This window comes from Qipengyuania rhodophyticola (assembly GCF_042493225.1).
GTDB lineage: Bacteria > Pseudomonadota > Alphaproteobacteria > Sphingomonadales > Sphingomonadaceae > Erythrobacter.
Genome location: NZ_CP170454.1, coordinates 939,978 through 964,494, shown reverse-complemented (window position 1 = coordinate 964,494; position 24,517 = coordinate 939,978). Strand labels below are relative to the sequence as shown.

The window sequence follows — 24,517 nt, the reverse complement described above, 5'->3', positions numbered from 1 at the left end:
AAAGCTACTCCCGCGCATTGGACGGCGGATAGATAGCAGCCGCTCCGTGATCGACGCTGATGCTTTCGGCGAGGCGGAACTGCCCCTCGTTCGCCATCCATTGCCAGATATGGATGTAGCGTGCGCCGCCAACCTGCACCCATGAAGGGCCACCTGGATCATCCACGCCATAGTGACCTGCTGGGCGCTGCCGCAATTCATGGAAAGTGTGCATGCCCCGTTCCAGCACGCCCCACTGGCCGAGCGGGGTGACCGTTCGGCTACCGGGTACAGACAGGCGGCGGTTTTTATATCCCGGGTTAGCGCCTCCGGGCTCGCGGGCCGCGCATTGCTGAGCAATCGAAGCCACGAAGCTGTCGCGGTTATCCGCAACCAGCCCGCTCAAATCATGGATCATGCGAAAGTCGTCTGTCAGCAAATCCTCTACCGCCCGCGCATTGCACCCCTCAAAGGCCGCCCAGAAAAGCTCGGCATCCTGCGCGATCACCTGTTTCGTTGCTTCCTCGAGTTGAGGGATGGGCGCAGGCTCTGGCGGTGTTGCGGAGACGGTCGAAGCGGTCTGGGCGAGAGCAAGAGCAAGCAGCACGGGGGCATCCTTCGCTTAGTGTATTGTGTGAATAATACACATCGGTGGCGCCGACACAAGGAGCCTTAGGGGCTTACACCTAAGCTACGCGTCCGGGCTGGATGCGCCTTAACGTGATCTTGAGCCTGCCTGCATCATGTTCACCGTATGAGTAATGTAGTGAAATTTGAGACGAAGAAGCAGGCGAAATCCCGGCTCTTCCCCCTTGCCATGATTGCGGTTCCGCTTGGCGCGTTTAGCGCGGTGTTCTTTGCACCGACGCTGGGCGGCGGGCCAGAGCTCGTGCAGGCCTCAAGTCTGCTCGCACCAATGGACACGGAGCGCGCGACCTTCCCGATCTGCAAGGGCCGCAGCCGGATCACCTGCGTCGTCGATGGCGACACGATCTGGTATCAGGGCACCAAGATCCGTATTGCCGATATCAACACGCCGGAGGTCACGCGGCCCGGTTGCGCGCAGGAGGCGCGGCTTGGCGCGCAAGCGACCGCGCGGTTGCAAGACTTGCTGAACGAGGGCGCATTTACGCTCGCCGCCAGCCCGAGTGGCCGGGACACCGACCGCTATGGCCGGAGCCTGCGCGTGATCACTCGCGACGGCGCAAGCCTCGGTGATGTTCTCGTGGACGAAGGCCTTGCCGAGGAGTGGACAGGAAGAAAGCGCGAGTGGTGCCGCTAGAGGCTCACTCACCCTGACCTTCCAGAATGCGGATCTCCCGGCTCTTCACCAGCCAGAAGACTGCGAACACAAAGATTCCCGCCACCTCAACCGCGATGATGAGAAAGCTCTCCTCGCCTGAGGGCCACAACCGGTCGAGCAGGAAGATCGCGAGCGGCAGGATCACCATCGCGCAGCCGAGCACGCGGTAACACCAGGCGAAGCGCGCCTTTTGGCCCGCGTCCTTCATCAGCTGCAGCGTGTCGCCGCTGCGGAAGATGCAGACATAAGCGGTCAGCAGGAAGAAGATGGCCGCCGCAATGCCGTGAATGCTGAAGGACGACGGCGAGAGGGCTGCGGAATCCGCGCAGATCGAGGGGTTGCAGGCCATCGGCACCATGGCGACGACCACTGCGGCGAGGCCCGCGACGGTCAGCGCCAGATTCTCGCGGCCCGTATACCCCTTATAGAAGAACAGGAAGGCGCCGATTGCCCACAAGATGCCGACAAAGACATCGCGCATCTTGCCCATGTCGAAATGATAATATGCGCTGAGCGAAGTCTGAATGGTGCTGAGCCCGCCGCCCACGACCAGCCAGATCGGCATCAGGATCGCGATGAGCGCCATGCCAATGCGCAGCTGCCGGTAAGCAGCTGAGATATTGTCATAGATTGGGCTGTCTGGAGCCTCGACGGGTGTGAGAGGCGCGTCACTTGGCGCGAATGTCGGTTCATCGCGAACTGCGCCGCCAGTCTGCGCCGCGATGCTCTCCAGCATGTCAGGATTGGCCCGCTTGGCCAGCTCTTCAAGAACGGTTTCTGGTCGCATTTTCGCTCTCCCCTAAGTGTGCGCGTTTTCAGCTCCGCGCAGGAGGCCTTAGCACGGATGCGGGGTTGATGCCGTGATGGGGTGTCAGGAGGGCGAGGAAGAGTGTGGGCTTGGCGAGATTTAGACGGGAGAAGGGGGACCGTTAGTTTTTCATCTACGGCACTGAAAGTGCGAGTAGCCCTGAATGACCGACAACGCTCTCAACCATCAAACAGTTGTGAGCAATAACATCTTATCCCATAAAACTAGATCATCGCAGGCTCATCTGGACGCCTTAGCGCGTGTGCCAAAAGCGTGTCTGTCTCTTTCGCGGTAAACTCTAGAGAGCAGACTTGGCACGACATTTCAGGACCTTCTCGCACGAGCAGCTGCGAACATCGCTGGCACATGAAACATACAGCACTCAGACATTCTTTCAGTCCGTAAGCCGAAAGCACCACAAAAGCCAAACGCGGATCTGCGAGTGAGTATTGATGCAAGGGACGGTTACCAGGATTTTCGATTTCACCCGACTTTTGGATTGCTCCCAGCGTCAAATAGTTTTGGATCTTTTGCCGCGCTGCTTGGTTGCTAATACGGAATATGTCACTGGCGAGGTCACCTATGGTAAACGATACCATGCCAATCTTAATTAGCTCGTCAGTCTTTGCCCCATAAAGCTCCAAAGATCGCTCACGACTAAATTTTTGTATCCCTGCTTCGATCGCTCCAATCGCAAGAGGGCTACCATCATCAACAATTCTTGTGTGCTCATCCACTATGCGCTGGGCCAAACGGATTACATCTCTCGGCGATCCAATACTCAATAAACAAACTAGCTTATCTAGATCGATGTCTACAGACCCATCAGTAAGCTGATTCAAACTCTGGATTCGCCCATCTGAGAAAGCGGACAACCGCTTAGAGAGCATATCTTCCAATTCACCAGGAGACCAATTCAAACGGTATACGGCAACCCTATCAGGCCGGAAGCCTGCTGCAGTAACGAAGTCCTCCATTCTGTCCCACAGAAAGAATTTGAAGGCGACATTATCGGTTTCCAAAAGGTGAAGGTTATTCACGAGAGGCGCAACAAACTTTTGGGAAGCCTCCGCATCATTGGCTAAGTCAGATACTTCGTCGACACGGTCCACGAGAATATAAAGTGACTTGAATCCAAATCCGATGATTATATTTTTCAAGCGAACAAATATGTCGGTCAGCGACTCTTCTTTTAATTCTTGCTCAATGGCCTTGATGTTAGGCGCATCAAACCCCCATTTCGTGGCAAGTGCTGCGATGATTGCTGCTATATTCTGCCCATGCTTGTCCTTGAAGGCTCCGATGCGTTCGAGAGCAGACCTCACTGAATTGAAAGTTTTCTCAGCTTCGGCCGCTGAAAGCGAGCCTAGAAAATTCTTGAAGGAGTAAGCAAGCGTCCGCTTTTCCTGCTCTGTCAGCTGGCTACCATGCCCTTCTTCAACGAGAGCCAGTATTCCCGCCAGAAGTCTTTGTATGATTTGGGTCAAATGCCAGTCAACGCCTAGCTGAGAAAGTCTGGACCTGTTGAAAGTACGAAATTCATCGTAGGTTATTGAGAATATTGGATTCTCTTTCTCAGACTCAGCGTAGTCTTCAAGCATAACCTTCTGGGCAGTCTTGCCTGCACCCCTAGGTGCAAAAATTACATTACTACGAGGATCTTGAGGATCCCCCCTTACGGAAGAAAAGTATGGAGGAGAGACAAAGTAGCTAGAAAGCCTTGGCTCTTTATCCGCATTAGTACTTGCAAAAGGATTTTCAACGAAACCGAACGAGCTGAAAAAACCGTCCATCCCCCTACTCCCCCACTCACTCCACCCTACTCAGCAGCTTCAAACATATCCGGGCCTTCATCAACCGCTTCGTCGCCTGCCTCATTCGCGGCTTTCGCCTTGTTGCGCTTGTCGAAGCTTGACCAGACATCGTTCCAGTCGCCCTTGGTCGCGCCTTTTGAATATTCGGTCGCGCGCTGTTCAAAGAAGTTGGCGTGCTCCACGCCGTTCAGCAGCGGCGTGAGCCACGGCAGCGGGTGCTCATCAATCATATAGATGGGCTGAAGGCCCAGCTGGCCCAGACGCCAATCGGCAATGTAGCGGATGTATTTCTTGATCTCTTTCGGCGTCATGCCCGACACCGGACCCATCTCAAACGCAAGATCAATAAAGGCATCTTCGAGCCGCACCGTCTTCTGACAAATGTCGACAATGTCTTCCTTCACCGCCTTGGTATAGCAATCGCGCTCGCGCACAAACTCGTGGAACATGCGGACAATGCCTTCGCAATGCAGGCTCTCATCGCGCACGGACCAGCTGACGATTTGCCCCATGCCCTTCATCTTGTTGAAGCGCGGGAAGTTCATCAGCATCGCAAAGCTCGCGAAGAGCTGCATGCCTTCCGTAAAGCCGCCAAACATGGCGAGCGTGCGGGCAATATCCTCGTCATTATCGACGCTGAATTGCTGCATGTAATCATGCTTGTCGGCCATCTCCTCATAATCGAGGAAGGCAGAATATTCGCTCTCGGGCATGCCGATGGTGTCGAGAAGGTGGCTGTATGCCGCGATATGCACCGTCTCCATATTGGAGAATGCGGTGAGCATCATCTTGATCTCGGTCGGCTTGAACACGCGGCCATATTTGTCGTGATAGCAATCCTGCACTTCAACGTCGGCCTGGGTGAAGAAACGGAAGATTTGCGTGAGCAAATTACGCTCATGCTCAGTGAGCTTTTGCGCCCAGTCGCGGCAATCCTCACCCAGCGGAACTTCTTCGGGCATCCAGTGGATTTGTTGCTGACGTTTCCAGAAGTCATAGGCCCATGGGTATTCGAAGGGCTTGTAGGTCTTACGGGCTTCTAGCAACGACATCTTGTGTTCTCCGGTGTTCGGCGTGATCTTCCTATATAGGGAATCAGATACGCGATTCGATAGCAAGAACAATCGAACATGCGGGGATAAAAGCGGCAAAACCCATGCAGATTTTGCATGAGATCGCGGGCTTGTGCTGCACGCAATCGAACAGCTCGATTAAACCTGCGTGTTTCCCCTGACTAACGCATTAGGGATTTGTCCACCACGCTCCCCAATCTCTTAAACACCAGAGTTTGAGTGAGTTCCTTAAGGTTGCGCGGGTTATAACGCACGTATGGCCGGGCCATCACCCCAATTCCCGCCGCGAACCCGACTGGCAAATGAAGAGCAAGTACACAGCGTGCTGGCTAGTCGTGCGCCATACGCTGAGTGGCCGAAGGATCTACGCGAGCTCCATCAGGAGGAGCAAAGCCATAATGCCGTGCGCGAGTTGCGCTTCCACTTGCTGCTCGGGCTAATGGTTGCAGTCATGTCGCTCGGCATTGATGCGATTGCCGCGCCGACGATGTTGACCTTTGCGTTGGGTTGGAAGCTGTTGACGGTCTTACCACTGACCGCGATCGGGCTGCTGTTCCTGCGCAGCGAGCAGATTGTGGCGATCAAGCTGGTCACCTCGCTTTCGATCATTTGCTTTGGTGCAGGCGTCATCGTCATCAGTACATATGCCGGACCGGATATGAGCATCCGCTATTCCATGGCGAGTGCCATGCTCTTGGGCGCGGCCATGCTGCTCTTGCCGTTTACGCCGCGAGAGGCGGGCCGTTTTGGGATGGCCTACGCTTTGGTGACAATCCTTGCCGCAATGTGGCCCAATGCGCTTAGCCCGATGGCGCAGCTCAATCATGTCATCACCAACGCGCTGATCGGCATACCTTCCTGGATCATGGTACACCGTTTTTGGGAGCTGCGCTCGCGCAGCTTTCTGCTTGGCCTGCATGACCAAACTTTGCGCGCGGAGCTGGAACGCAGCAATGCACAATTGCGCGAGCTGTCACAGCATGACCCGCTGACTGGCCTCGCCAATCGCCGCCATTTTGAGAACGAGTTTCACGCGAAATATCAGGCAATTGAATGGGGCAAGGGGCGCACTGCGCTAATGCTGATTGATCTTGATCGCTTCAAACTGTTCAACGATTCCTACGGCCATCTGGCCGGCGACCAATATCTGCGGCAGGCGGCGGCAACCTTGAACCGCGTGGTGCAGGCATCGGGCGGACTGGCAGCGCGCTATGGCGGTGAGGAATTTGTGGTCGTCGTGCGGGAGAAACGCTCGGGCGAGGCGAAGCGCATTGCCGAGGCATTCCGCGAAGAGATGACTAAGCTGGTGCTTGATCTCGATACGGACGATACAGAGCCGCTCACTGCGAGCATTGGGATTGCTCATGCCTCAACGAGCCATGCCGAAACGCTGGAACGGATTATCGCGCGGGCCGATGCGGCGCTGTATCAAGCCAAGCGTCAGGGCCGCGACCGGGTGATTTTCGCAGATATTATAGCGGCGTAGTGAGGCGTGCTTCTGAGGCTGTCCGCGCCCTTGGCTTAGTCACGCTTTTTCGACCCAAAGAAGCTTCCGCCGCCCAGCACCGTGACGCCTAGGAAAAAGCCGAAGTCATACCAGCCGCCGCGATTGGGCACGGCATAGACGGCGATATCGGGGTTGAAAAGCGATCCAATAAAGGACCACGGAAAGATGAACCCGTGCCACAGGCCCCACCAGAAACCGGGAGAGCCGGCATCTTGTGCTACGCCAGCATCAATCTGGCTCGCGCAGGCAGATAAGGCGAGCGCTGCTATTAGGATAATGGACAAGCGGTGTATCATATGCCTAACACTGCCATACAGTCGGCCGCACGGCAAGTGTCAACAAAAACGGTATTCTAGCAAAATCGTCTGGGCGGCCCCTCTGGCATCACGTCAAATTCACCGATTTGTTCGCTCCAAGACGCATCAGGCACATGGCTGTTTTGAAACTGCTCGAACTTCTCAGTGGCTAGAGGCGAAGAGAAGGTGATGCCCACTTCACCTTGCGCAGCCCACTTGACCGAGGCGAGATGCGGCCCGGAATTGGCAACGTAGATCTGCAAATTCGCGCCGAGCGGCAACGGGCGGCCACCCGTTACAAAACGGCAACCCCCTTCAGAAAGGTCAGTGAGCATCACGTCTACAGGTGCACCCAGTCCGGTGAAATACCGGCCAGGCAGTGTAAATGCCTTACGAGGTTTCTGACGCGTTTTCATTGCGCTAAGCTATGGCATAAGGTTGGTTAAAGGTCGGTTTAGGAGCAAGCCGGGGCTAGCCCAGCACCAACCTTTGATCAGAGAACGACCATGGCTCCGGTGTCAGGCGCGACGAAATTGAGCACCAGATAGGCGATGAGCGGCAAGGCCGCAGAGGCGATGAGCATCAAGGGGAGAGCTTGCTCCGGCATGGCACCGCGCTGTTTCAGCATCAGCAGGATCGGGATCTCAACCAGCGCCATGGCGAACAGCGTGAGCGGGATAAGGGTGCCGAGGGCCATAATGACCCTTTATCAATATCTACCTAGCCCAGTAAATGCGTTTGTCCTGTGCTGAACATTCAGTGGCGGATTCAGGCCTGCAATTAGGTCCTGTTCAATGTTATCTCGCTGCAACTCGTACGCAGCAGCCAAGAAACCTATGTGACTGAATCCTAGCGTATTTGCTGCCGCTTGCACATGATGACCATCGGCGAAACCGCCTGGCCTATCCAAGGCACTGGCGGTCTTGCCAACGTACAAGACCTTTGGATCAAACATCATCAAACTGCCCGCAAGCAAAATGTATATCCCGGCAACATCGCCATGATGAAAGCCGGTAGGCGCTACATTAAATTGGTAAACCGTTCCGCTTTGGCCAGTGAAACTGTGAATACTAGTCATTGTTGTTCATCCTTCAAATTGTCTGAGGGATTGACTGACTCACACTGTTCACACATTGTGGGTTTGAAACGCAGCGACCCTCAGGGTTGTTGTTTGAGGCTCGGTCCAGTTAGCGCTGTTCCGGGCCTCACTTTTTCCGGCTGAATTACCGGAAACTCAAAATTCCTTTTTCATCCTCGATCAAAGTACAACTTTGATCGAAACTACTGACAGCTCAGACACTCATCATAATCCGTTTCCGGCACGCCAAGCTCAGCTTTCAGCTCAATCTCGGGCGCGTCGGAGGTGTTATCCGCTTCCACACCGCCGGCAAAGCCTGCGCGTTGCACTGATTTCGAGCGGAGATAATAGAGCGATTTGATGCCCTTTTCCCACGCTTGGAAGTGCAACATCATCAGATCCCATTTGTCGACATCCGCCGGGATAAACAGGTTCAGTGACTGCGCCTGATCAATATACGGCGCGCGGTCAGCGGCAAATTCAAGCAACCAGCGCTGATCAATTTCAAAGCTGGTTTTGAACGCCGCTTTCTCTTCATCGCTGAGGAAATCGAGATGCTGGACGCTGCCGCCCTGCTCAAGGATCGAATTCCAGACATTGTTCGAATTCTTACTCTTCTTGTCGAGGATCTTCTCAAGATAGGGGTTCTTGACGATGAAGCTGCCCGAGAGCGTCTTATGCGTATAGATATTCGCCGGTATCGGCTCGATACAGGCCGAGGTGCCGCCGCAGATAATGCTGATTGAGGCGGTCGGCGCAATCGCCATTTTACAACTGAAGCGCTCCATCGCGCCCATTTCTTCAGCATCCGGGCACGCGCCGCGCTCCTGTGCGAGCAGCATGGAGGCTTCGCACGCTTTGCCGTGAATATGCTTGAACATCTTCTCGTTCCACACCTTGGCCATCGGGCTTTCAAAGCCGATACCCTTGGATTGGAGGAAGGAGTGGAAGCCCATCACGCCCATGCCGACGCTGCGTTCACGCATGGCGGAATATTTCGCACGGGCCATCTCGTCAGGCGCGCGGTCAATATAATCCTGCAGGACATTGTCGAGGAAACGCATGACGTCCTCGATAAATTGCTTATCGTCTTTCCACTCATCCCATTTTTCAAGGTTGAGCGAGGAGAGGCAGCATACGGCCGTGCGGTCATTGCCAAGATGGTCAATGCCGGTCGGCAGAGTGATCTCGCTGCACAGATTTGAGGTTGAGACTTTCAGGCCAAGCTCACGGTGATGCTTGGGCATCATGCGGTTCACTGTGTCGGCAAAGACAATGTAAGGCTCGCCCGTGGCGAGGCGCGTTTCCACCAGTTTCTGGAACAGGCTGCGCGCGTCCACTTCGCCGCGCACTTCGCCGGTCTTGGGCGATTTCAGATCGAACATATCGCCCGCGCGGACCGCTTCCATAAAGTCATCAGTCAGCAACACGCCGTGGTGCAAGTTCAGGGCCTTGCGGTTGAAGTCACCCGATGGCTTACGGATCTCGAGGAATTCCTCAATTTCCGGGTGCGACACATCAAGATAGCACGCCGCTGATCCGCGCCGCAGCGAGCCTTGCGAAATCGCCAGCGTCAGGCTGTCCATAACGCGCACGAACGGGATGATGCCGCTGGTCTTGCCGTTAAGGCCAACCGGCTCACCAATGCCGCGCACATTGCCCCAATAAGTGCCAATGCCGCCGCCCTTGGACGCCAGCCAAACGTTCTCGTTCCACGTGTCGACGATGCCATTGAGGCTGTCAGATACGGAATTCAGATAGCAGCTGATCGGAAGGCCGCGTGATGTGCCGCCGTTCGACAGAACAGGCGTTGCCGGCATGAACCATAGCTTCGAAATATAATCATAGAGACGCTGCGCATGCTCTGGATCGCCTTCATCGGCATAAGCATCCGCGACGCGCGCGAAGAGATCCTGATAGCTTTCACCGGGCAATAAATAACGGTCGGTTAGCGTTTCCTTGCCGAACTCAGTCAGATTAGCATCGCGGGATTCGTCAATCTGAACGTCGAAACGGCGGTCATTGACCTTCTTGCTGTCAATATCAGCCGCCGCTTTAGACGCTTCACCCACCGCCTTGGCCAGAGCCTCGCCTGCCTTAGCGTTAATCGTATCCTGATCGACTAGCTCCGCGCTGCCCTTGTCTGTCGCCTGCATATCTATTGCCTTCTCAGCACTCTTTGCAGGTGCCTTCTTCGCTGCCGCATCACTTTCAGAAGTCTGTGTCTCTGTGTCGAGATCCATTGCCGCTTCATCTCCGCTTCTGAATTCCATTATAGCCCCGCTTCTCGTCTCAAAGTTCACTATGTGTTCGACTCGGCAGGACCCCTTCCTACCTAGCAATTTCGTGGCTGGATGGGGCGAAAACTTTTCCAGTTTTTATCCCCGAAGACACCGAGCACAGACCCGAATCTCCCCTTCACCCGATATGGGCGTTCTCTGGAAAAACACTAGGTATTGTGGGCAGCCCCAACCAAACTACCACTAGATAGTGAATCAAAGACGATTCGAGCGCAAGAGGGTTACTACGGAATTAACGTTCCTTTGCGACATAAATGCGAGGTGTATTATTCGGTTGCAACGCCGCGACGCGCGGGGAAAGCTGGACTTGTGCATTGCGCAAGCCCAAAAATGAATCTGCGAAAAAATTTTTGCGGGCAAAAGTTGATTTCAGGGCTTTGAATCAAACGAATCCAACCGCGCAACTTTTGAATCGCAACTGCGTTATGATTCCATGGTCGGGAGGGTTAGCCTTGGATCGAATTTTCAACCAGGTCGCGAACATTGCGGCACGACATGAGAAGCTACTAGGCATGCTGGCATTTGCCTGGATGATGTTTACTGGCGCGGTTTATGCGCGATTTATAGAACTACCCGACATCCCATATCTGACCGACCGCAATGCCTGGATGATTTCCGGTCCATGGAACATGCTGTGGTGGTGCTATCTGCAGCCAAAGCTCGCCAAACATAAACATGAGTTGGAAACACATAGACCTGAAGACGACTAAGCCGGCACGCTCACCGCACCTGCATGATCGGCAATCTCATCAGCAATCTGATCGACCAACGCCAGCGGGAGATCATGCCCCCAGCCCGGAATGGTCTTCAGCTTAGCGCCGGGGATCGCCGCCGCCGTCGCCCGGCCGCCCTCCACCTTCACTAGCGGATCATCCTCGCCATGCAGCACCAGCGTTGGTGCGGTGACATTTGTAAGCCGAGCCGTCCGGTCACCGTCGTCGATGATCGCTGCGAGCTGACGCGGCAGGCCTGGGGGATAGACGCTGCGGCGAATGGCCGCGAGCACACGCTCCCGCTGTTTCTCTGGATCGAAGGGATAGCCCGGGCTGCCAATATGCGTGACTACATTAATGCCATGCGCGACCAGACTTTCCTCCTCCATCGATTTGATCGGTGCCGTGAGCGCGCTGATCGCAGACTTCTCTGCCTGCGGAAGTTTGGAGTCGCCTGTGGTTGAGAAAATCGAGGTCAGCGACAACACTCGGTCCGCATGCTCAATCGCCACCAGCTGCGCAATCATGCCGCCCATGCTCGCACCAACAATATGCGCGCGCTCAATCCCTAAGGCATCAAGCACGCCCACCGCATCAGCTGCCATGTCAGACAGCGTATAGGGCACCTTTGCCGGCCAGCCGATTTTCGCGCGTAGCACTTGCCAAGGCAGGCTTGGTGCTTTGGCGCCCTCAAATTTGTGGCTGAGGCCAATGTCCCGGTTATCAAAACGAATGACGCGGAAGCCGCGCGCAGCCAGCCCTTCGACAAACTCAATTGGCCACAGCGTCATTTGCGCGCCCAGCCCCATGATAAGTAGCAAGGGCGGATTGCTGGGGTCACCATGCTCATCATATTCGAGTCTGATGCCGTTCGCGGTTAGCTGTGCCATTGTAATGCCCCGTATATTTTATGTGCGTTTGTCTATGTCTGGAGCCTTGCATGACGAATTGATGTCATAATCGCAAGCGCCCACAGCATGGCGCACCATTCCTCAGCGAGTACCGCCCCTCTGGTTCGATGCACACCATCCTGATGCGGCAAAGAGCAAAGAGGCGGCACGACGCGCATGAGGAAGGGGTAATCGGGGCCCTCATGCGGGAACGGAGACTACGAGCCGAGTATAACCACTGCGTCTGCTGCGCCGCCTGCTGCGAGCCGAGACCGCTCCATTTTTCCAAGCTTCGCGGCTAATTGCTCTTTCTGCCTTAGACTTGTGGCAAAGATGATATTGGCCTGAAAAGTGCGGCCATTCGCACCTGCGCCAGGCGCATCATCGAGGCTTCGCATGCGGCGTATTGCCCATTTGGCAGCCTTTTCTCCGCTTGTTCCTGCGGTATTGCTTTGCGTCCACATGTTTACAGCTCTGCCGTCCTGATCGAGTTCGAAGCGCACTTGGACGATGCCCTGAGGCCGCGCTGTTTTGCGAAACCGATCAGCCAGTTCCAGCTTGCGATTGAGGTCACGGGTCGCGTTCTGGCGCCAGCTTTCCATTTGTTTGGCCATTCCTTTGGGCGAATTCACCAATATATCTTCGCCAGTCGGAGCCTTTGCCGACGCTGCGAATGTGGCAGTCAATGCGAATGCGCTCGCCGCAGCGAGTGAGGTTTTGACAATGTAGTGCATGAGATCATCCTCCAGTTACAACAAGTGTTGGATGATCGGCCATTTGTGGTCCAATTGCCGAGCACAGTCCCAAATTCAAACGTGCTCAAATTCGCTCGCATGGCGAGGGCAATGGTCGATCGGGAGCGGGCCGCCTACAGGTCGTTGGGGTCTGCACTGACGACCGCGCTTCCAACTCAACAAAAGCAGGCATAGGCGATAATTACAATAATGAACCTTCCAACCATTGATTATTTCCGTTGAATGCCCTTTTGACCCCGATAAATTACAATTTTTGCCAAAAATGAACCAAACGGCAGGTCGGGTGCACCTTCCATGGCATAAGGAATAAGAGCGAGTTTGGAGACAGGGCCTAGATGAACAGCGACAAAGCCCGCCTGCTTAATGCCTATCTGGTCGCCAGCGCCCGTGCAGGCAGCCGTGAGGCGTTTGAGCGGCTGGCCGCCAATTGGCATCCTCGCTTGCTCGCACATGCGGTCCGCTTGACCGGGGAACGCGAAACGGCCCGCGATGCAGTGCAAGTGGCATGGGGAGAGATTGTGCGCGGACTTGGCGGGCTGCGCGATGAACAAGCCTTTGCCGCCTGGGCTTACCGGATTGTCACGCGCAGCTGCGCAGGTGAGATCAAAGGCAAAGTCCGCCGCCGCGCGCTGGCCGCAGCAGTTAAGCGAGAGCCCATGGAGCGCTGCACCGAACCAGTGGAGCCAAGCGAGGGCGATGCCCTACGCCGGGCGATCCGCGCGCTACCCGCAGGAGAGCGAGCTGCGATTGCGCTCTATCACTTTGAGGAAATGAGCGTGGCGCAAACTGCCGTGGCCCTGAATGTGCCAGTGGGCACAGCCAAAACCAGATTGATGAATGCGCGCCGGAAACTGCGCAAGCTACTAGAAGGAGAGATGCAATGACTGACAAGCTCGATCAAATGATTGACGAGGCGCTGGACGCGGAAGAGCGTGAATTGCTGCACGCAATTGGCGATGAGCCAGGGTATTTCACACAGGCTTTCGGGCTATTCAGTGGTCAGCTCGGCTGGGTCAGTTGGGTAATGTTGATCGCGCAATTAGCGATGTTCGCGGCCGCAATTTACCTGGCAGTTCAATTCTTCGAGGCGAACGATACGCTCGAAGCACTGAAATGGGGTCTTCCCTCAGCAGTGTTGCTGATTCAGGCCTTGCTGATCAAGCTAGCCTTGTGGCCGAGCATGCAAGCGAACCGGGTGATCCGCGAAGTGAAGCGGCTGGAGCTGCAACTCGCACGCACTCAAATGAAAGGGTGAATGTGCATAAAAAAGGCGCGCCTACCGAAATGAGCAAGCGCGCCTTTTCATATCTTGGTGGCTAGATTAGCCGCCTGACTGAACATCCACGGCTTTGCTGACGAGAATGTTCACCGCAACGCGGCGGTTCTGCGCCTTGCCTTCGCGGGTGCTATTGTCCGCAGCAGGGTCAGATGCCGCCATGCCGGTTGGCGTCAGCATCCGGTACGGCTTCCAACCACATTCCTGCTGGAGGAAGTTGACGACACGGCTCGCGCGTTTCTCACTCAGCGCCTGGTTCACTTCATAGCTGCCGGTTGAGTCAGTGTAGCCGACCACCAAAAGCAGCGCGTTGTCCATCGCTTCGGCTTGAGTCGCCGCGCTGCAAAGCTCTGCACGCGCGTCGCCCGACAGATTGTAGCGACCAGTGTCGAAATACACGTTAGTGGTGCCCTTCAGATTATACTGGTCGATGTCGCCAAAGCGGCCGCGCAGCGCCTCTGTCGCAACCGTATTCTCTGTGATGCGCGCACCTTGCTCGCCAAAGCGTTGTTCAGTGCCATTGCGGATCATCGCTGCGGTTCTGAGGTCTTTGTTCTTCAGCACGACCCGCGTTGCGACGAGGCCGCCGTTCCACTGAACGGTCTTGGCAGTGACAGGCAGGCCGTTCAGCAATTGCTCAGCGCCCAGCTTGTTACGGCTTAAACCAAGGAAGCCGCCGCTTGCGCGAATCTCAGTGCCCGAGCTAATCGTCACAGGCGTATTGCTTCCATCAACGCCGGTCACTTGAACCTTGTCGTCATTGCGGGCCGAGATAAAGCCTTCGACATCGGGGCCTTCTGGCAGGCCGGAAAGATCAGCGGGCGCTGAGCCGACCACCGTGGTCAAAACATTGTCTTCTGCGGGCAGCTCTTGAGCGGCCAAACCAGTCGTCGCTGGCGCAGCAAGTGCAGCAGTAAGCACAAGTGCCATTGAGCTTTTTGCGGTAAATTTCATTACAGTCTCCTTCAAACTTTAGCAGCAAGATTTCGAGCAACCGGGCCAGTCGGCCCACCCCTACATCATTTTGGTCTTTGCTGCTGTAACCCCCGATTGGTGGTCATCATCACAAACTGTCGCTGCGACGATGTGTAAATTGAACATGGGCCGACACGTGTTGCCCGGAAGCTTTCCCCTACATGAACAATTTGGGCAGGGTCACCGTGCGAGTAGTCGGTTCGACGCGGCCTTGCGACGAACCGTTGTGATCACTTTCTTAGACCACCTGAATAATCGGCCTGTTTGCCAGCCTTTGAGCGTTTAGGGCACCAGCACTGTATCGCGGGGGTCATCGGCGAGCTCCGGATAGTCCAGCGTATAGTGCAGGCCGCGGCTTTCTTTCCGGGCAAGAGCGGATTTCACGATCAACCCGGCCGCTTCGAGCAGATTGCGTAGCTCGATAAGGTCGGTGGTTACGACAAAGCTGCCGTAATAATCCTCAACTTCCTGGCGCAGCATCTCAATGCGATTCGCAGCGCGTTCGAGCCGCTTGGTCGTCCGCACGATCCCGACATAATTCCACATAAAGCGGCGAATCTCTGTCCAGTTCTGCTTGATGACCACCTGCTCGTCAGAATCGGCCACGCGGCTTTCATCCCATGGCTTGATTTCGGGCGGCTGCGCGAGAGTGTCCCACCGCGCAAGGATGTCTTTCGCTGCGGCTTCGCCAAATACAAAGCATTCAAGCAGGCTGTTCGAGGCCAACCGATTCGCGCCGTGCAGCCCGCTTTCCGTGCATTCACCCGCTGCCCATAGGCCCGGCAGGTCCGTGCGCGCATCTAGCCCGACCAGCACCCCGCCGCAGGTATAATGCTGCGCTGGAACCACAGGGATGGGCTGCGTTGTCATATCAATGCCTAGGCCAGTGAGCTTCTCGTCGATCGTGGGGAAATGCTCGCGCACAAACTCAGGCGGCTTGTGGCTAATATCAAGGTGAACGAAATCGAGCCCGTCGCGCTTAATCTGATCATCAATCGCGCGCGCCACCACATCACGCGGGGCCAGCTCCATCCGCTCCGGGTCATAATCCGCCATAAAGCGATGCCCTGTTTCCGGGTGCAGCAAATGCCCGCCTTCCCCGCGCACCGCCTCTGTGATGAGGAAGTTTTTGACCTCCAGATTATAGAGGCAGGTCGGGTGAAACTGCATCATCTCCATGTTTGACACGCGGCAACCTGCGCGCCACGCCATCGCAATCCCGTCTCCGGTGGCCCCGCGCGGCGAAGTGGAGAAGAGGTAACACCGCCCCGCGCCGCCCGCCGCAAGGATCGTCGCCCGCGCGACATGGGCGACGACTTTGCCGCTTGTCTCGTCCAGCGCATAAGCGCCCCAAACATGGCCCGCGCCAGAATACTCGTTCTGATGCCGCCCTGTGATAAAGTCGATGCAGGTTTGACCCGGCAGCATAGTGATATTTGGATTGGCCTCAGCCGCTTTAAGCAATGCCTCTTGAACAGCCCAGCCGGTCGCATCATCGACATGCACAATGCGCCGATGCGAATGTCCGCCCTCGCGCGTCAAGTGCAGCGCATCCTCATCCCTGTTAAACGGCACGCCCAACTTGCACAGCTCATCAATGCTTTCTGGCGCGCGCTCAATCACGAACTCCACTGTCTCGCGCCGATTGAGGCCTGCGCCCGCCACCATTGTATCGCGCACATGGTTCTCAAACGTGTCGCCCGCATCCAGCACCGCAGCGATGCCGCCTTGCGCCCAGGCTGTGCTGCCGCCGGTCAGCAACCCCTTAGCCAGCACCAGCACTTTCTTATGCTCAGCCAGCTCCAAGGCAGCGGTCAGCCCCGCCGCGCCAGAACCGATAATCAGGACGTCATGTGTTGGTTTCGCAGCTGTCATGACCACCTAATGGCGAGCCGAAGCGGGCGAGGCAAGCGGGCAAACGACTATGTTGCAGCGCAAAACTATGATAGTAACTCTACGACCAGCCAAGAGATTGGCCGACTAGGGGTGGTCCAGTTTCACTGAGCGCTAAGCGCTTGGACGAAAGGGTCGTGTCTGTGAAATTTAAGCGAATATTATGCCTGTTTAACCGCCATTCGCCCATTCGCCACAGGGTGGAAGTGGATGGCGAGCGCTATGTCGGTACGTGCAGGCGGTGCGGCGCGCGCATTTATCGCCATGAACACAGGGATTGGCGCAAGCGCGGCGCTAGCGTGTCAAACGAGCAGAAAGCAGCGCTTTAGCGCGAAACGCATCGCGCTTGAAACGCGGACGAAAATGCCCCAGCTCTTGCCAATGGGGAAAAGCAGTCCAACCAATGTCCGCGACGCTTTGATAAAGCGCCTTACCAGCTATTGGAAAATGGAGGCCGGCAATGTTGTGCTTGTCCCAGCCATCATGCTGTTCCTTGCTTCCGGCAAGGTGGGCATCGCAGCATTCGTCGCGATCATGCCAATGATGGCGCTTCTCGCGGTGGGAGCGTGGTATTGGCGCGCAAAACTGCACCAGATTGAGCGAGGAATTTCTCCTGACAAAACCATCATGAAGATCGCAACTTTAAATATGCCTTTGGCGATTGCGAGTCTTGTGGCCGTATCCGCCTGCATCACTGCATGGCTGGTTCCGGGACTTGCTGTGGGCACTGCAGATCGCTGGGTAGCAACCGCCGCCGCGATTCTCGCCGTGCTCGAATATATCAATTACTACCATCGGCAGTTGCAGCATTTCGACCATCTGGCCGATTGGAAGCGATTGTTGTCCGGCGGCGGCTTTCGCAAGAGCCAGCTGCGGCAAGACATTGACCGGGTTACCAGAGCGTAGTGTCAGCAGGCGTTTACAAAGCGTAGCAGGAAAGATCGCTCGCGACCGTGACGGGTCCTTCATAGCTTTCGCCAATTGCCGCAAGACCATCGTCAAGCCGCTCAAGTGAGCGATTCATATTGTGCGTGAGCACCAGATTTTCCGGCTGAAGCGCAGCCGCAAGTTCGCCGATTTGAGCAGGAGTGCGGTGCAGACCGCGCGGCTGCCCAGCGCCGCCATGGATCACATGATGCGCAAATAGGATCGCCGGCCGCGACCCGCGCAGCCCCTCTTCAAAAACGCTCGAAAACCCGCTTTGATCGCCGGTGATAACAATCTGCTTCCCGCCTATTTCGATTGCATATCCCAGCGCCGGAACCACGCCGTGATGCACCGGATAGGCGAAGACGGAATAATCGTTGGAAACGTCTAGACCGGTAATCTCGCCCTCACCTTCGAACGACGGGATATCGCGCGGCTCTAATTTCGGCTTATTCTCATCCCCGTCGATAAACCCGCCATTATAGGCGAATGCGCCGCGTGTTTTGCTGAGCAGCCGATCAAGAAATTCGCTCGTCGCGGGGAAACGAGGGGCAGCACCGGGACCGACAATCGCAAGCGGCTCTATCCGCCCCTCAAAGCCGCCCGAATTCAATACGTCTATCAGATCGCCAGTATGGTCTGCATGCAGATGCGTGAGCAGGATGGCATCGAGGCTTGCGATCTTTCCGCCAGCCTCAGCAAACCGCAAGAAACTGCCCGAACCTGCATCAATCAGCAGGCGAGGCTCTCCATCAATCCACAAAAGATAGCTGGTGCCTGCACGCGCGGCCTCTGCAATTGGTCCACCAGACCCAAGCACTTGCAAGGCTGCGCCAGCTTCGGGACAGAACATGACATCGTCTGTCGATGAAACCGTCAAACGAACATCGGAGGACGCCGGATTGCCCATCGCACCGCCACAGCCAGCAATCATCAAGGAGAGTGTCGCCATCGCAGGGGCAATGAGCAAACGCATATTCATGCGCCCGTTCCAGTGAGCTGAACAAACACGTCCTCCAGATCGGCCTCACGCGTTGTTACATCTTCGACCTTGAGGCCCTGCTCCTGCAAGATCGCCAGCACTTGTCCCGCGTTGAGCTTGTCCTTGTCATAGGTCACTTCGACCCCGCGCTCTCCGGCCAGCTCAACCTTGGTGAAGGCTTCGTGCGACGGCGCACTTTCCACATCTGCATCCAGCGTGACCGAGACGATTTTCTCTCGGGCCATATCAACCAGCTCGCGCGTGGGCTTATTCGCAATCAACTCGCCATGATTGATAATCGCAATCCGGTCACACAACTGCTCGGCCTCCTCCAGATAATGCGTAGTCAGCACGACGGTGACACCCTGCGCATTGAGCTCGCCCACCAGCTCCCACAATTGCCGGCGCAGCTCAACATCCACGCCCGCCGTTGGCTCATCGAGCACAAGAATAGGGGGCGAATGCACCATAGCCTTGGCAATGAGCAATCGCCGCTTCATCCCGCCTGACAATGTGCGCGCATACGCATCGCGCTTGTCAAACAGCCGCACCGCCTTCAGCAGCTCTTCACTGCGCCGATCTGCTTTGCCAATGCCATAAAAACCGCCGTGATTTTCCAGTACCTCGAACGGTGTGAAAAACGGATCAAAGACAATTTCCTGCGGAACAATACCGATGGAGCGTTTGGCGTTGCGGCTGCTCTCATCAATATCGAAGCCCCAGATTTCTGCGCTTCCGCTGGTCTTGGTCACCAGACCTGCCAGAATATTGATCAGCGTCGATTTGCCCGCACCATTGGGGCCAAGCAGGCCGAAAATTCCGCCCTGCGGCACATCAAAACTGACGCCTTTGAGAGCCAGCTTTGGCGCCTCTCCCGGCCCCGGAGAGGCATATTCCTTGACCAGATTATCGATGCGAATTGCGGGCTCGGTATCCATAGCTTTCGTGCTCTACGCGTGATCCCTCTAAGTGCAAGCCTGTGTGTCTTCCTCTTGCGGGTCGGCACACGACTCAGTATCGGGGCGCTCATGAGCATACCACCGCCAGAAGTGACCATGGTTGATACCACCCGCGTGAGCTGTGATGGCTCCGGCAATATCCGTGGTGGGAAAGCCTATCGCGCCGCAGCACTGGGCCACCCGCGTGTCTATATGGAAATTGACGAGAGCGGCTATGTTGATTGCGGCTATTGCGATCGGCGCTTCGTCCTGATCGGCGGACCTGCTGACCAAGCGGTCTAAGCAAACGATCTGCTTTCCAAGCGGGCCAATGCTTCCTAGATAGGGCACATGAGCCTTATCAATGACCCCGCCGCGCTCCTTTACGGTAGCAACCTCACTCCCGACGAAGCAAAGCAGCTGACTGCGCAATTGCTCAGCCCCTGCGATGATGGAGAACTGTATCTCCAATTCAGCGCGAGCGAGAGCTTTGCGTTTGATGATGGCCGGCTCAAAATGGCTGATTACAGCCGCGATTCTGGCTTTGGCCTGCGCGGCGTTTCTGGTGAGACAACTGGCTTTGCTCATGCCAATGACCTCAGCCCCGCTGCGATCCGCCGTGCTGGCGAAACGCTACAATTGCTTGATCCGGTTGAGGCAAAACTCGCCGCATCACCGCCGCGCACTAATCAGCACCTCTATACAGAAGACAGCCCGCTGGACCTCGTGCCTTTTGCAGAAAAGGTCGCGCTGCTAGAAAAGATCGACGCGGTTGCCCGCGCCAAGGATCCGCGCGTTGCGCAAGTCACCGCCAGCCTGTCGGCCAGCTGGAGCGTGGTTGAAATCGTGCGTGCTGATGGCTTCACAGCGCGCGATATCCGCCCGCTTGTGCGCCTCAATATCGGCATCGTCGCCGAACAAAACGGCCGGCGTGAACGCGGCAGCTTCGGCATGGGCGGGCGCTATCTCTACGACCGGCTCTTCGACGAGGCACAATGGATGCGCGGGATAGATGACGCCGTGCGGCAGGCCATGGTCAACCTTGAGAGTGTCGATGCCCCCGCCGGCGAAACCACTGTGCTGCTCGGCCCCGGCTGGCCCGGCGTGCTGCTACATGAAGCGGTTGGCCATGGCCTTGAGGGCGACTTCAACCGCAAAGGCACTAGCGCTTTTTCCGGACGCATTGGCGAGCGCGTGGCGGCGCCCGGTGTGACCGTGGTGGATGATGGCTCGATCCGCGATCGCCGCGGTTCGCTCAGCATTGATGATGAGGGAACGCCCACGGAAGAGACCGTCTTGATCGAAGATGGTATCCTCAAAGGATACATGCAAGACCGGCTCAATGCGCGCCTGATGGGCGTCAAACCCACCGGCAATGGACGCCGCGAAAGCTATGAACATGCGCCTATGCCGCGCATGACCAACACCTTTATGCGCGGCGGCAATGATGATCCGGAAGAGCTGATGAGCCGGGTGGATGACGGCATTTATGCGACCAGCTTTGGCGGCGGACAAGTCGACATCGTCAGCGGCAAATTCGTCTTCGCCTGCACTGAGGCCTATAAGGTTGAGAAGGGCAAGATCGTCGCCCCGATCAAAGGCGCAACGCTGATCGGGGACGGACCAACCGTGCTCACCCGCGTATCGGGCATCGGCAATGATATGGCGCTGGATGAAGGCATTGGCGTATGCGGCAAGGCGGGGCAGAGCGTGCCTGCTGGCGTTGGACAACCAACGCTTCTGATTGACGGGCTAACGGTTGGGGGCACGGCATAAGCGAAACGTCGAAGGTCGCACGACCGAAGACGGTCAGGTCGCAGAAACAAACGCGACACGCCGAAGGCGAGCAGGTCGCCGCAAGAAATGCGACAAGACCGAGGCCATTTGTGGCTGAAGGCGTAAGGTTGCAGCGAGAGACACAGTACGCGTAAACCACTGACCGTAGCTGAGGACCTGCTCAGCGAGCATTCAGAATCGTTTCGTCATGTAATGTGATAGATCGGGGAAGAAGGAACGTGACAATGATCAAACATCTGACACTGGCTAGCGCAGCGATCGCTCTCCTGACGACCCCCGCCATGGCCGCGAAAAAGACTGGCGAAGAGGAACTTGCCGAGATGCTCGAAGGGCGCGAGGCTGGTGAGCCAACCCGCTGCATCCGCACTCTGCGCAGCAGCGGTAATCTGCAAGTCATAGATAAGACCGCCATCGTGTATAAACGCGGTGACACGGTTTGGGTCAATAAGACCCGCAACCCAGATCAACTCGATGAAGACGACATTCTGGTGATCCGCAAATTCGGGAACACAAGCCAGCTATGCCGCCTCGATAACATCACAACGGCTGATCGATTCAATGGCTTTTTCACTGGCGCAGTCTTCCTGACGGACTTCGTGCCGTATAAAACGGTCGAGACAGAAGAAGAGGGCTAAGAAAGCCTGGCCCAAATAAAGCTGGCCGAAGGGGCTCGGCGGCGCGATACTCTCTCCTGATTTTCAGGAGAGATATTGTGGCCTCATCTCAAACACCCATCTCATCACCCTTTGGCTATCGCTCAACCGCGCGTGAAGTGGCCGCGGCAAGCGATGTCAAAGGCAAAACAATTGTCGTCACGGGCGGGTATTCCGGCATTGGCACAGAAACGGTCCGCGCTCTGGCAGAGGCGGGTGCGAAAGTCATCGTGGGCGCGCGGCGCCCAGAAACGGCGCGCGAGGTTCTGGAGGGGATGACAGGCGACATCGCAATCTTGCCGCTCGATTTGTCTGATCCAGCCTCGATTGATGCCTTTGCGGAGAAGCTAGTAGAGCAGACATCCACGCTCGACATTCTCATCAACAATGCCGCGATCATGGCCAGCCCGCTCATGCGCGATGCGCGAGGGTATGAGATGCAGTTCGCGACCAATCACCTGGGCCATTTCCACCTGACGCAGCGTTTGTGGCCGCTGCTGAAAGCCGCCGCCAAAGGAGGCGGATCGCCCCGCGTCGTGACAGTGTCATCGGTGGGTCACCGGCTCAATGGGCTCGATCTGGATGATCCCAATTGGGAAACACGTGAGTATGAAAAATGGCCCTCTTATGGTCAGGCGAAATCAGCCAATGCGCTCTTCGCGCTTCAGCTCGACACACTCGGCGAGGCGCATGGCATTCGCAGTTTTGCTGTCCATCCCGGCGGCATCGCCACCCCTTTGCAGCGCCATCTGACCATGGAAGAGCAGGTCGCGATGGGCTGGTATGACGATGAGGGCAATGTCCACAAAGCCTTCAAATCGACCGAAGAAGGCGCGGCTACCAGTGTTTGGGCCGCGACGTCGCCGCTGCTTGATGGCATGGGCGGCGTCTACTGCGAGGACTGCAATATCGGTGCAATGGCAACCGAGGAAACCCCGCGCGGCTCCGGCGTTTCGCCGCATATCCGCGATGAGGCATTGGCGCAGGCTCTTTGGAACAAGTCAGAAGAGCTGACGGGCGTAGAGTTTACCGCCTAACCAGCGGGTTCCCTGCGCAGCGTCAGCAAAATCCCGCCAAGGATCAACCCGCCTGCAATGACAATATCTAGCGTTAGAGGCTCGGCCAGCAACAACGCTCCGCCGAGCGCGGCAACAACTGGCGTTGCCAATTGCGCAGTGGCAGTGGTGGCCAGCGTCAACTCGGGCGCGACACGGTACCAGATCACATAACCCAACCCCGACGTGACCGCGCCGGAAGCGATTGCCAAGCCCACACCCCACGCCGATGGCGGACCGCTGTCAAGCAGTACAAGCGGCAAGGCAAATGGGGCGGCAAGCAGGAAATTGGCCGCAGTATTACGCGCAGGATCTCGCCCGCCGCGTCCGACAATCGTGTAGACGCCCCAGGCAATTCCGGCGAGTGCCATCGTGGCCGCAGGGATGATTGCTGCCCCTTGACTTCCCGGCAAGAACAGCCACCCGAGCCCGCTCAAGGCAATGAGTAGCCCCAGCCATCCGCGCGCGCTGGGCCGGTCTCCTTGAACGATACCGATCGCCATTACGCTCGCTTGAACGCAGCCAAACAGGATCAACGCGCCCGTCGCAGCGGACAGCGTGAGATAAGCAAAGGAGAAGCAAACGATGTAGATTAACAGCGAGGCCGCTCCTTTGATGTCGCTGACCCGCGGGCGGCTCTTCAGAAAGGGCAACAATATGAGCGCGCCCGCCGTCAAGCGGATTGCGGAAAACGCCCCTGCTTCGATCGCGCCATCAGCCAGCGCAGCGCGTGCGAGCAGCGAATTACCTGCAAAGGCAAGAATCGCCAATCCCGTCAGCAACGCAAGGCTGAGCGGATTAGCTTTGGCCATATGCGCAATCGTCTTTCGCAAAGCAGGCCGAGCAATTGGGCCGACGTGGGCGGCAATAGGTCTGACCGAGACTTTTCAGCAGCAGATGATGCTCATCCATATCTTCCGCACTCCATTCAGGCGGAAGCACTGGCATCAACGCATCATAGGCCCGCCGCGTATCCGCCTTAGCCGGGACGATGCCCATGCGCTGCATGATCCGCCGATGGTGGCCGTCAATCACCATCGCCTTGCGATTGAGCGTGCTGGAATTCATAACGCTGGCAGAGTTTTTGCGCGCCACGCCGGGCAATGCCTCGAGCCAGGCCATTGCCGCTTCTGTCTCCATATCGGCAAGGTGCGAGAGATCGACTTTTCCATATTCGTGAGCGACCGCATCAAGGCAGTCTTTGAGGCGGCGCGCCGCAACACTCGGGAAGGTTTGCCTTTGGAGCCTTGCTTCGAGCTCCTCAACCGGTGCCCGCGCCACGCGGTCCCAATCGCCATACTCTGCCAGAAGGCCATCGGTCGAAGCATTGCTCGCGATCGTCTTGGTCTGAGCGCCGATGACGCTGTGGACCAGCACCCATTCCGGCGAGCGCCGTTTCTCCGGCGGGCGGATGATGCGGCCATATTCAGCCATCAACGCCGCGTGCAGGCGGCGCAAAATATCCGTGCGCGGGTCAGAGCCTAGCGGGAGTTCCATTGGGGACG

At 56.8% G+C, this 24,517-nt stretch carries 27 protein-coding genes; 10 read left to right on the top strand and 17 right to left on the bottom strand.

All coding sequences use genetic code 11. The features are described 5' to 3' along the window. Positions 1-4: 4 nt before the first annotated feature. A complete protein-coding gene (locus ACFCXQ_RS04565; RefSeq protein WP_379553520.1) occupies positions 5-586 on the bottom strand; it encodes a DUF4440 domain-containing protein in 582 nt (193 codons plus the stop codon). A 159-nt stretch (positions 587-745) separates the two neighbouring features. On the opposite strand from ACFCXQ_RS04565, the gene ACFCXQ_RS04560 reads away from it, so the two are divergent. Continuing rightward, positions 746-1,261: a thermonuclease family protein gene (locus tag ACFCXQ_RS04560; RefSeq protein WP_379553518.1), complete on the top strand. Its 516-nt coding sequence runs from the start codon at positions 746-748 to the stop codon at positions 1,259-1,261. 4 nt (positions 1,262-1,265) lie between these two features. On the opposite strand, the gene ACFCXQ_RS04555 is transcribed toward ACFCXQ_RS04560, so the two are convergent. The 3 genes from ACFCXQ_RS04555 to ACFCXQ_RS04545 form a co-directional block, all read right to left on the bottom strand. Next, positions 1,266-2,069 carry a hypothetical protein gene (locus ACFCXQ_RS04555; RefSeq protein ID WP_379553516.1) on the bottom strand — a complete coding sequence of 268 codons (804 nt, stop codon included), beginning with the start codon at positions 2,067-2,069 and terminating at the stop codon, positions 1,266-1,268. Positions 2,070-2,314: 245 nt separating this feature from the next. After that, positions 2,315-3,883, bottom strand: coding sequence for a P-loop ATPase, Sll1717 family (locus tag ACFCXQ_RS04550; protein ID WP_379553514.1), 1,569 nt, complete (start codon positions 3,881-3,883; stop codon positions 2,315-2,317). Between the two features lie 26 nt (positions 3,884-3,909). Next, positions 3,910-4,956 carry a ribonucleotide-diphosphate reductase subunit beta gene (locus ACFCXQ_RS04545; protein ID WP_379553512.1) on the bottom strand — a complete coding sequence of 349 codons (1,047 nt, stop codon included), beginning with the start codon at positions 4,954-4,956 and terminating at the stop codon, positions 3,910-3,912. Positions 4,957-5,299: 343 nt separating this feature from the next. On the opposite strand from ACFCXQ_RS04545, the gene ACFCXQ_RS04540 reads away from it, so the two are divergent. Then, a complete protein-coding gene (locus tag ACFCXQ_RS04540) occupies positions 5,300-6,463 on the top strand; it encodes a GGDEF domain-containing protein (RefSeq protein ID WP_379553510.1) in 1,164 nt (387 codons plus the stop codon). A 35-nt stretch (positions 6,464-6,498) separates the two neighbouring features. Here the strand turns inward: ACFCXQ_RS04540 and ACFCXQ_RS04535 are convergent, their stop codons facing one another. The 5 genes from ACFCXQ_RS04535 to ACFCXQ_RS04515 all read right to left on the bottom strand — a co-directional run bounded on the left by ACFCXQ_RS04535 (position 6,499) and on the right by ACFCXQ_RS04515 (position 10,131). After that, entirely contained in the window at positions 6,499-6,768 is a 270-nt protein-coding gene (locus ACFCXQ_RS04535) for a hypothetical protein (protein WP_379553508.1), read from the bottom strand. Between the two features lie 68 nt (positions 6,769-6,836). Continuing rightward, positions 6,837-7,196, bottom strand: coding sequence for a PilZ domain-containing protein (locus ACFCXQ_RS04530; RefSeq protein ID WP_379553506.1), 360 nt, complete (start codon positions 7,194-7,196; stop codon positions 6,837-6,839). A 77-nt stretch (positions 7,197-7,273) separates the two neighbouring features. After that, the gene (locus ACFCXQ_RS04525; protein ID WP_379553504.1) at positions 7,274-7,477 is read right to left on the bottom strand and encodes a hypothetical protein; all 204 of its coding nucleotides are present in this window, start codon (positions 7,475-7,477) and stop codon (positions 7,274-7,276) included. Between the two features lie 12 nt (positions 7,478-7,489). Then, positions 7,490-7,858, bottom strand: a complete 369-nt coding sequence (locus ACFCXQ_RS04520; protein ID WP_379553502.1) for a hypothetical protein — start codon at positions 7,856-7,858, stop codon at positions 7,490-7,492. A 203-nt stretch (positions 7,859-8,061) separates the two neighbouring features. After that, positions 8,062-10,131, bottom strand: coding sequence for a ribonucleoside-diphosphate reductase subunit alpha (locus tag ACFCXQ_RS04515; RefSeq protein ID WP_379553500.1), 2,070 nt, complete (start codon positions 10,129-10,131; stop codon positions 8,062-8,064). Positions 10,132-10,472: 341 nt separating this feature from the next. Here ACFCXQ_RS04515 and ACFCXQ_RS04510 point away from each other — a divergent pair, with 341 nt between their 5' ends. Next, on the top strand, positions 10,473-10,868 hold the full coding sequence (locus tag ACFCXQ_RS04510; protein WP_379553498.1) for a hypothetical protein: 396 nt from the start codon (positions 10,473-10,475) through the stop codon (positions 10,866-10,868). Here ACFCXQ_RS04510 and ACFCXQ_RS04505 read toward each other — a convergent pair. Next, a complete protein-coding gene (locus ACFCXQ_RS04505) occupies positions 10,865-11,761 on the bottom strand; it encodes an alpha/beta fold hydrolase (RefSeq protein ID WP_379553496.1) in 897 nt (298 codons plus the stop codon). The genes ACFCXQ_RS04510 and ACFCXQ_RS04505 overlap by 4 nt on opposite strands. A 218-nt stretch (positions 11,762-11,979) precedes the next feature. After that, on the bottom strand, positions 11,980-12,495 hold the full coding sequence (locus ACFCXQ_RS04500; protein WP_379553494.1) for a hypothetical protein: 516 nt from the start codon (positions 12,493-12,495) through the stop codon (positions 11,980-11,982). A gap of 356 nt (positions 12,496-12,851) precedes the next feature. Between ACFCXQ_RS04500 and ACFCXQ_RS04490 the strand changes: the two genes are divergently transcribed. Both ACFCXQ_RS04490 and ACFCXQ_RS04485 read left to right on the top strand, forming a co-directional pair. Continuing rightward, positions 12,852-13,400: an RNA polymerase sigma factor gene (locus tag ACFCXQ_RS04490; RefSeq protein ID WP_379553490.1), complete on the top strand. Its 549-nt coding sequence runs from the start codon at positions 12,852-12,854 to the stop codon at positions 13,398-13,400. Then, complete coding sequence (locus ACFCXQ_RS04485) at positions 13,397-13,771, top strand: DUF6768 family protein (RefSeq protein ID WP_379553488.1); 375 nt, start codon at positions 13,397-13,399, stop codon at positions 13,769-13,771. Before ACFCXQ_RS04490 ends, ACFCXQ_RS04485 begins: the two co-directional genes overlap by 4 nt. A 66-nt stretch (positions 13,772-13,837) precedes the next feature. On the opposite strand, the gene ACFCXQ_RS04480 is transcribed toward ACFCXQ_RS04485, so the two are convergent. Both ACFCXQ_RS04480 and nadB read right to left on the bottom strand, forming a co-directional pair. After that, positions 13,838-14,746, bottom strand: a complete 909-nt coding sequence (locus ACFCXQ_RS04480; RefSeq protein ID WP_379553486.1) for an OmpA family protein — start codon at positions 14,744-14,746, stop codon at positions 13,838-13,840. 303 nt (positions 14,747-15,049) lie between these two features. Next, on the bottom strand, positions 15,050-16,642 hold the full coding sequence (nadB, locus tag ACFCXQ_RS04475) for an L-aspartate oxidase (protein WP_379553484.1): 1,593 nt from the start codon (positions 16,640-16,642) through the stop codon (positions 15,050-15,052). Positions 16,643-16,882: 240 nt separating this feature from the next. On the opposite strand from nadB, the gene ACFCXQ_RS04470 reads away from it, so the two are divergent. Continuing rightward, on the top strand, positions 16,883-17,566 hold the full coding sequence (locus tag ACFCXQ_RS04470; RefSeq protein ID WP_379553482.1) for a hypothetical protein: 684 nt from the start codon (positions 16,883-16,885) through the stop codon (positions 17,564-17,566). A 13-nt stretch (positions 17,567-17,579) separates the two neighbouring features. Here ACFCXQ_RS04470 and ACFCXQ_RS04465 read toward each other — a convergent pair whose 3' ends face one another. Next, complete coding sequence (locus ACFCXQ_RS04465; protein ID WP_379553480.1) at positions 17,580-18,569, bottom strand: MBL fold metallo-hydrolase; 990 nt, start codon at positions 18,567-18,569, stop codon at positions 17,580-17,582. Then, positions 18,566-19,507: an ABC transporter ATP-binding protein gene (locus tag ACFCXQ_RS04460; RefSeq protein ID WP_379553479.1), complete on the bottom strand. Its 942-nt coding sequence runs from the start codon at positions 19,505-19,507 to the stop codon at positions 18,566-18,568. The genes ACFCXQ_RS04465 and ACFCXQ_RS04460 overlap by 4 nt, the downstream gene beginning before the upstream one ends. Positions 19,508-19,597: 90 nt before the next feature. Between ACFCXQ_RS04460 and ACFCXQ_RS04455 the strand changes: the two genes are divergently transcribed. The 4 genes from ACFCXQ_RS04455 to ACFCXQ_RS04440 all read left to right on the top strand — a co-directional run bounded on the left by ACFCXQ_RS04455 (position 19,598) and on the right by ACFCXQ_RS04440 (position 22,994). Further along, positions 19,598-19,810 (top strand): zinc-finger domain-containing protein, encoded by a 213-nt coding sequence (locus ACFCXQ_RS04455; RefSeq protein WP_379553477.1) that lies wholly within the window; start codon positions 19,598-19,600, stop codon positions 19,808-19,810. 48 nt (positions 19,811-19,858) lie between these two features. After that, positions 19,859-21,283: a metalloprotease TldD gene (gene tldD, locus ACFCXQ_RS04450; protein ID WP_379553475.1), complete on the top strand. Its 1,425-nt coding sequence runs from the start codon at positions 19,859-19,861 to the stop codon at positions 21,281-21,283. Between the two features lie 245 nt (positions 21,284-21,528). Next, positions 21,529-21,939, top strand: coding sequence for a hypothetical protein (locus ACFCXQ_RS04445; RefSeq protein ID WP_379553474.1), 411 nt, complete (start codon positions 21,529-21,531; stop codon positions 21,937-21,939). Positions 21,940-22,016: 77 nt separating this feature from the next. After that, the gene (locus ACFCXQ_RS04440; protein ID WP_379553472.1) at positions 22,017-22,994 is read left to right on the top strand and encodes an oxidoreductase; all 978 of its coding nucleotides are present in this window, start codon (positions 22,017-22,019) and stop codon (positions 22,992-22,994) included. Here ACFCXQ_RS04440 and ACFCXQ_RS04435 read toward each other — a convergent pair. Continuing rightward, positions 22,991-23,824, bottom strand: coding sequence for an EamA family transporter (locus ACFCXQ_RS04435; RefSeq protein WP_379553470.1), 834 nt, complete (start codon positions 23,822-23,824; stop codon positions 22,991-22,993). The two genes, ACFCXQ_RS04440 and ACFCXQ_RS04435, sit on opposite strands and share 4 nt — an antisense overlap. Then, complete coding sequence (locus ACFCXQ_RS04430; protein ID WP_379553468.1) at positions 23,811-24,509, bottom strand: endonuclease III domain-containing protein; 699 nt, start codon at positions 24,507-24,509, stop codon at positions 23,811-23,813. The genes ACFCXQ_RS04435 and ACFCXQ_RS04430 overlap by 14 nt, the downstream gene beginning before the upstream one ends. Between the last annotated feature and the right edge of the window lie 8 nt (positions 24,510-24,517).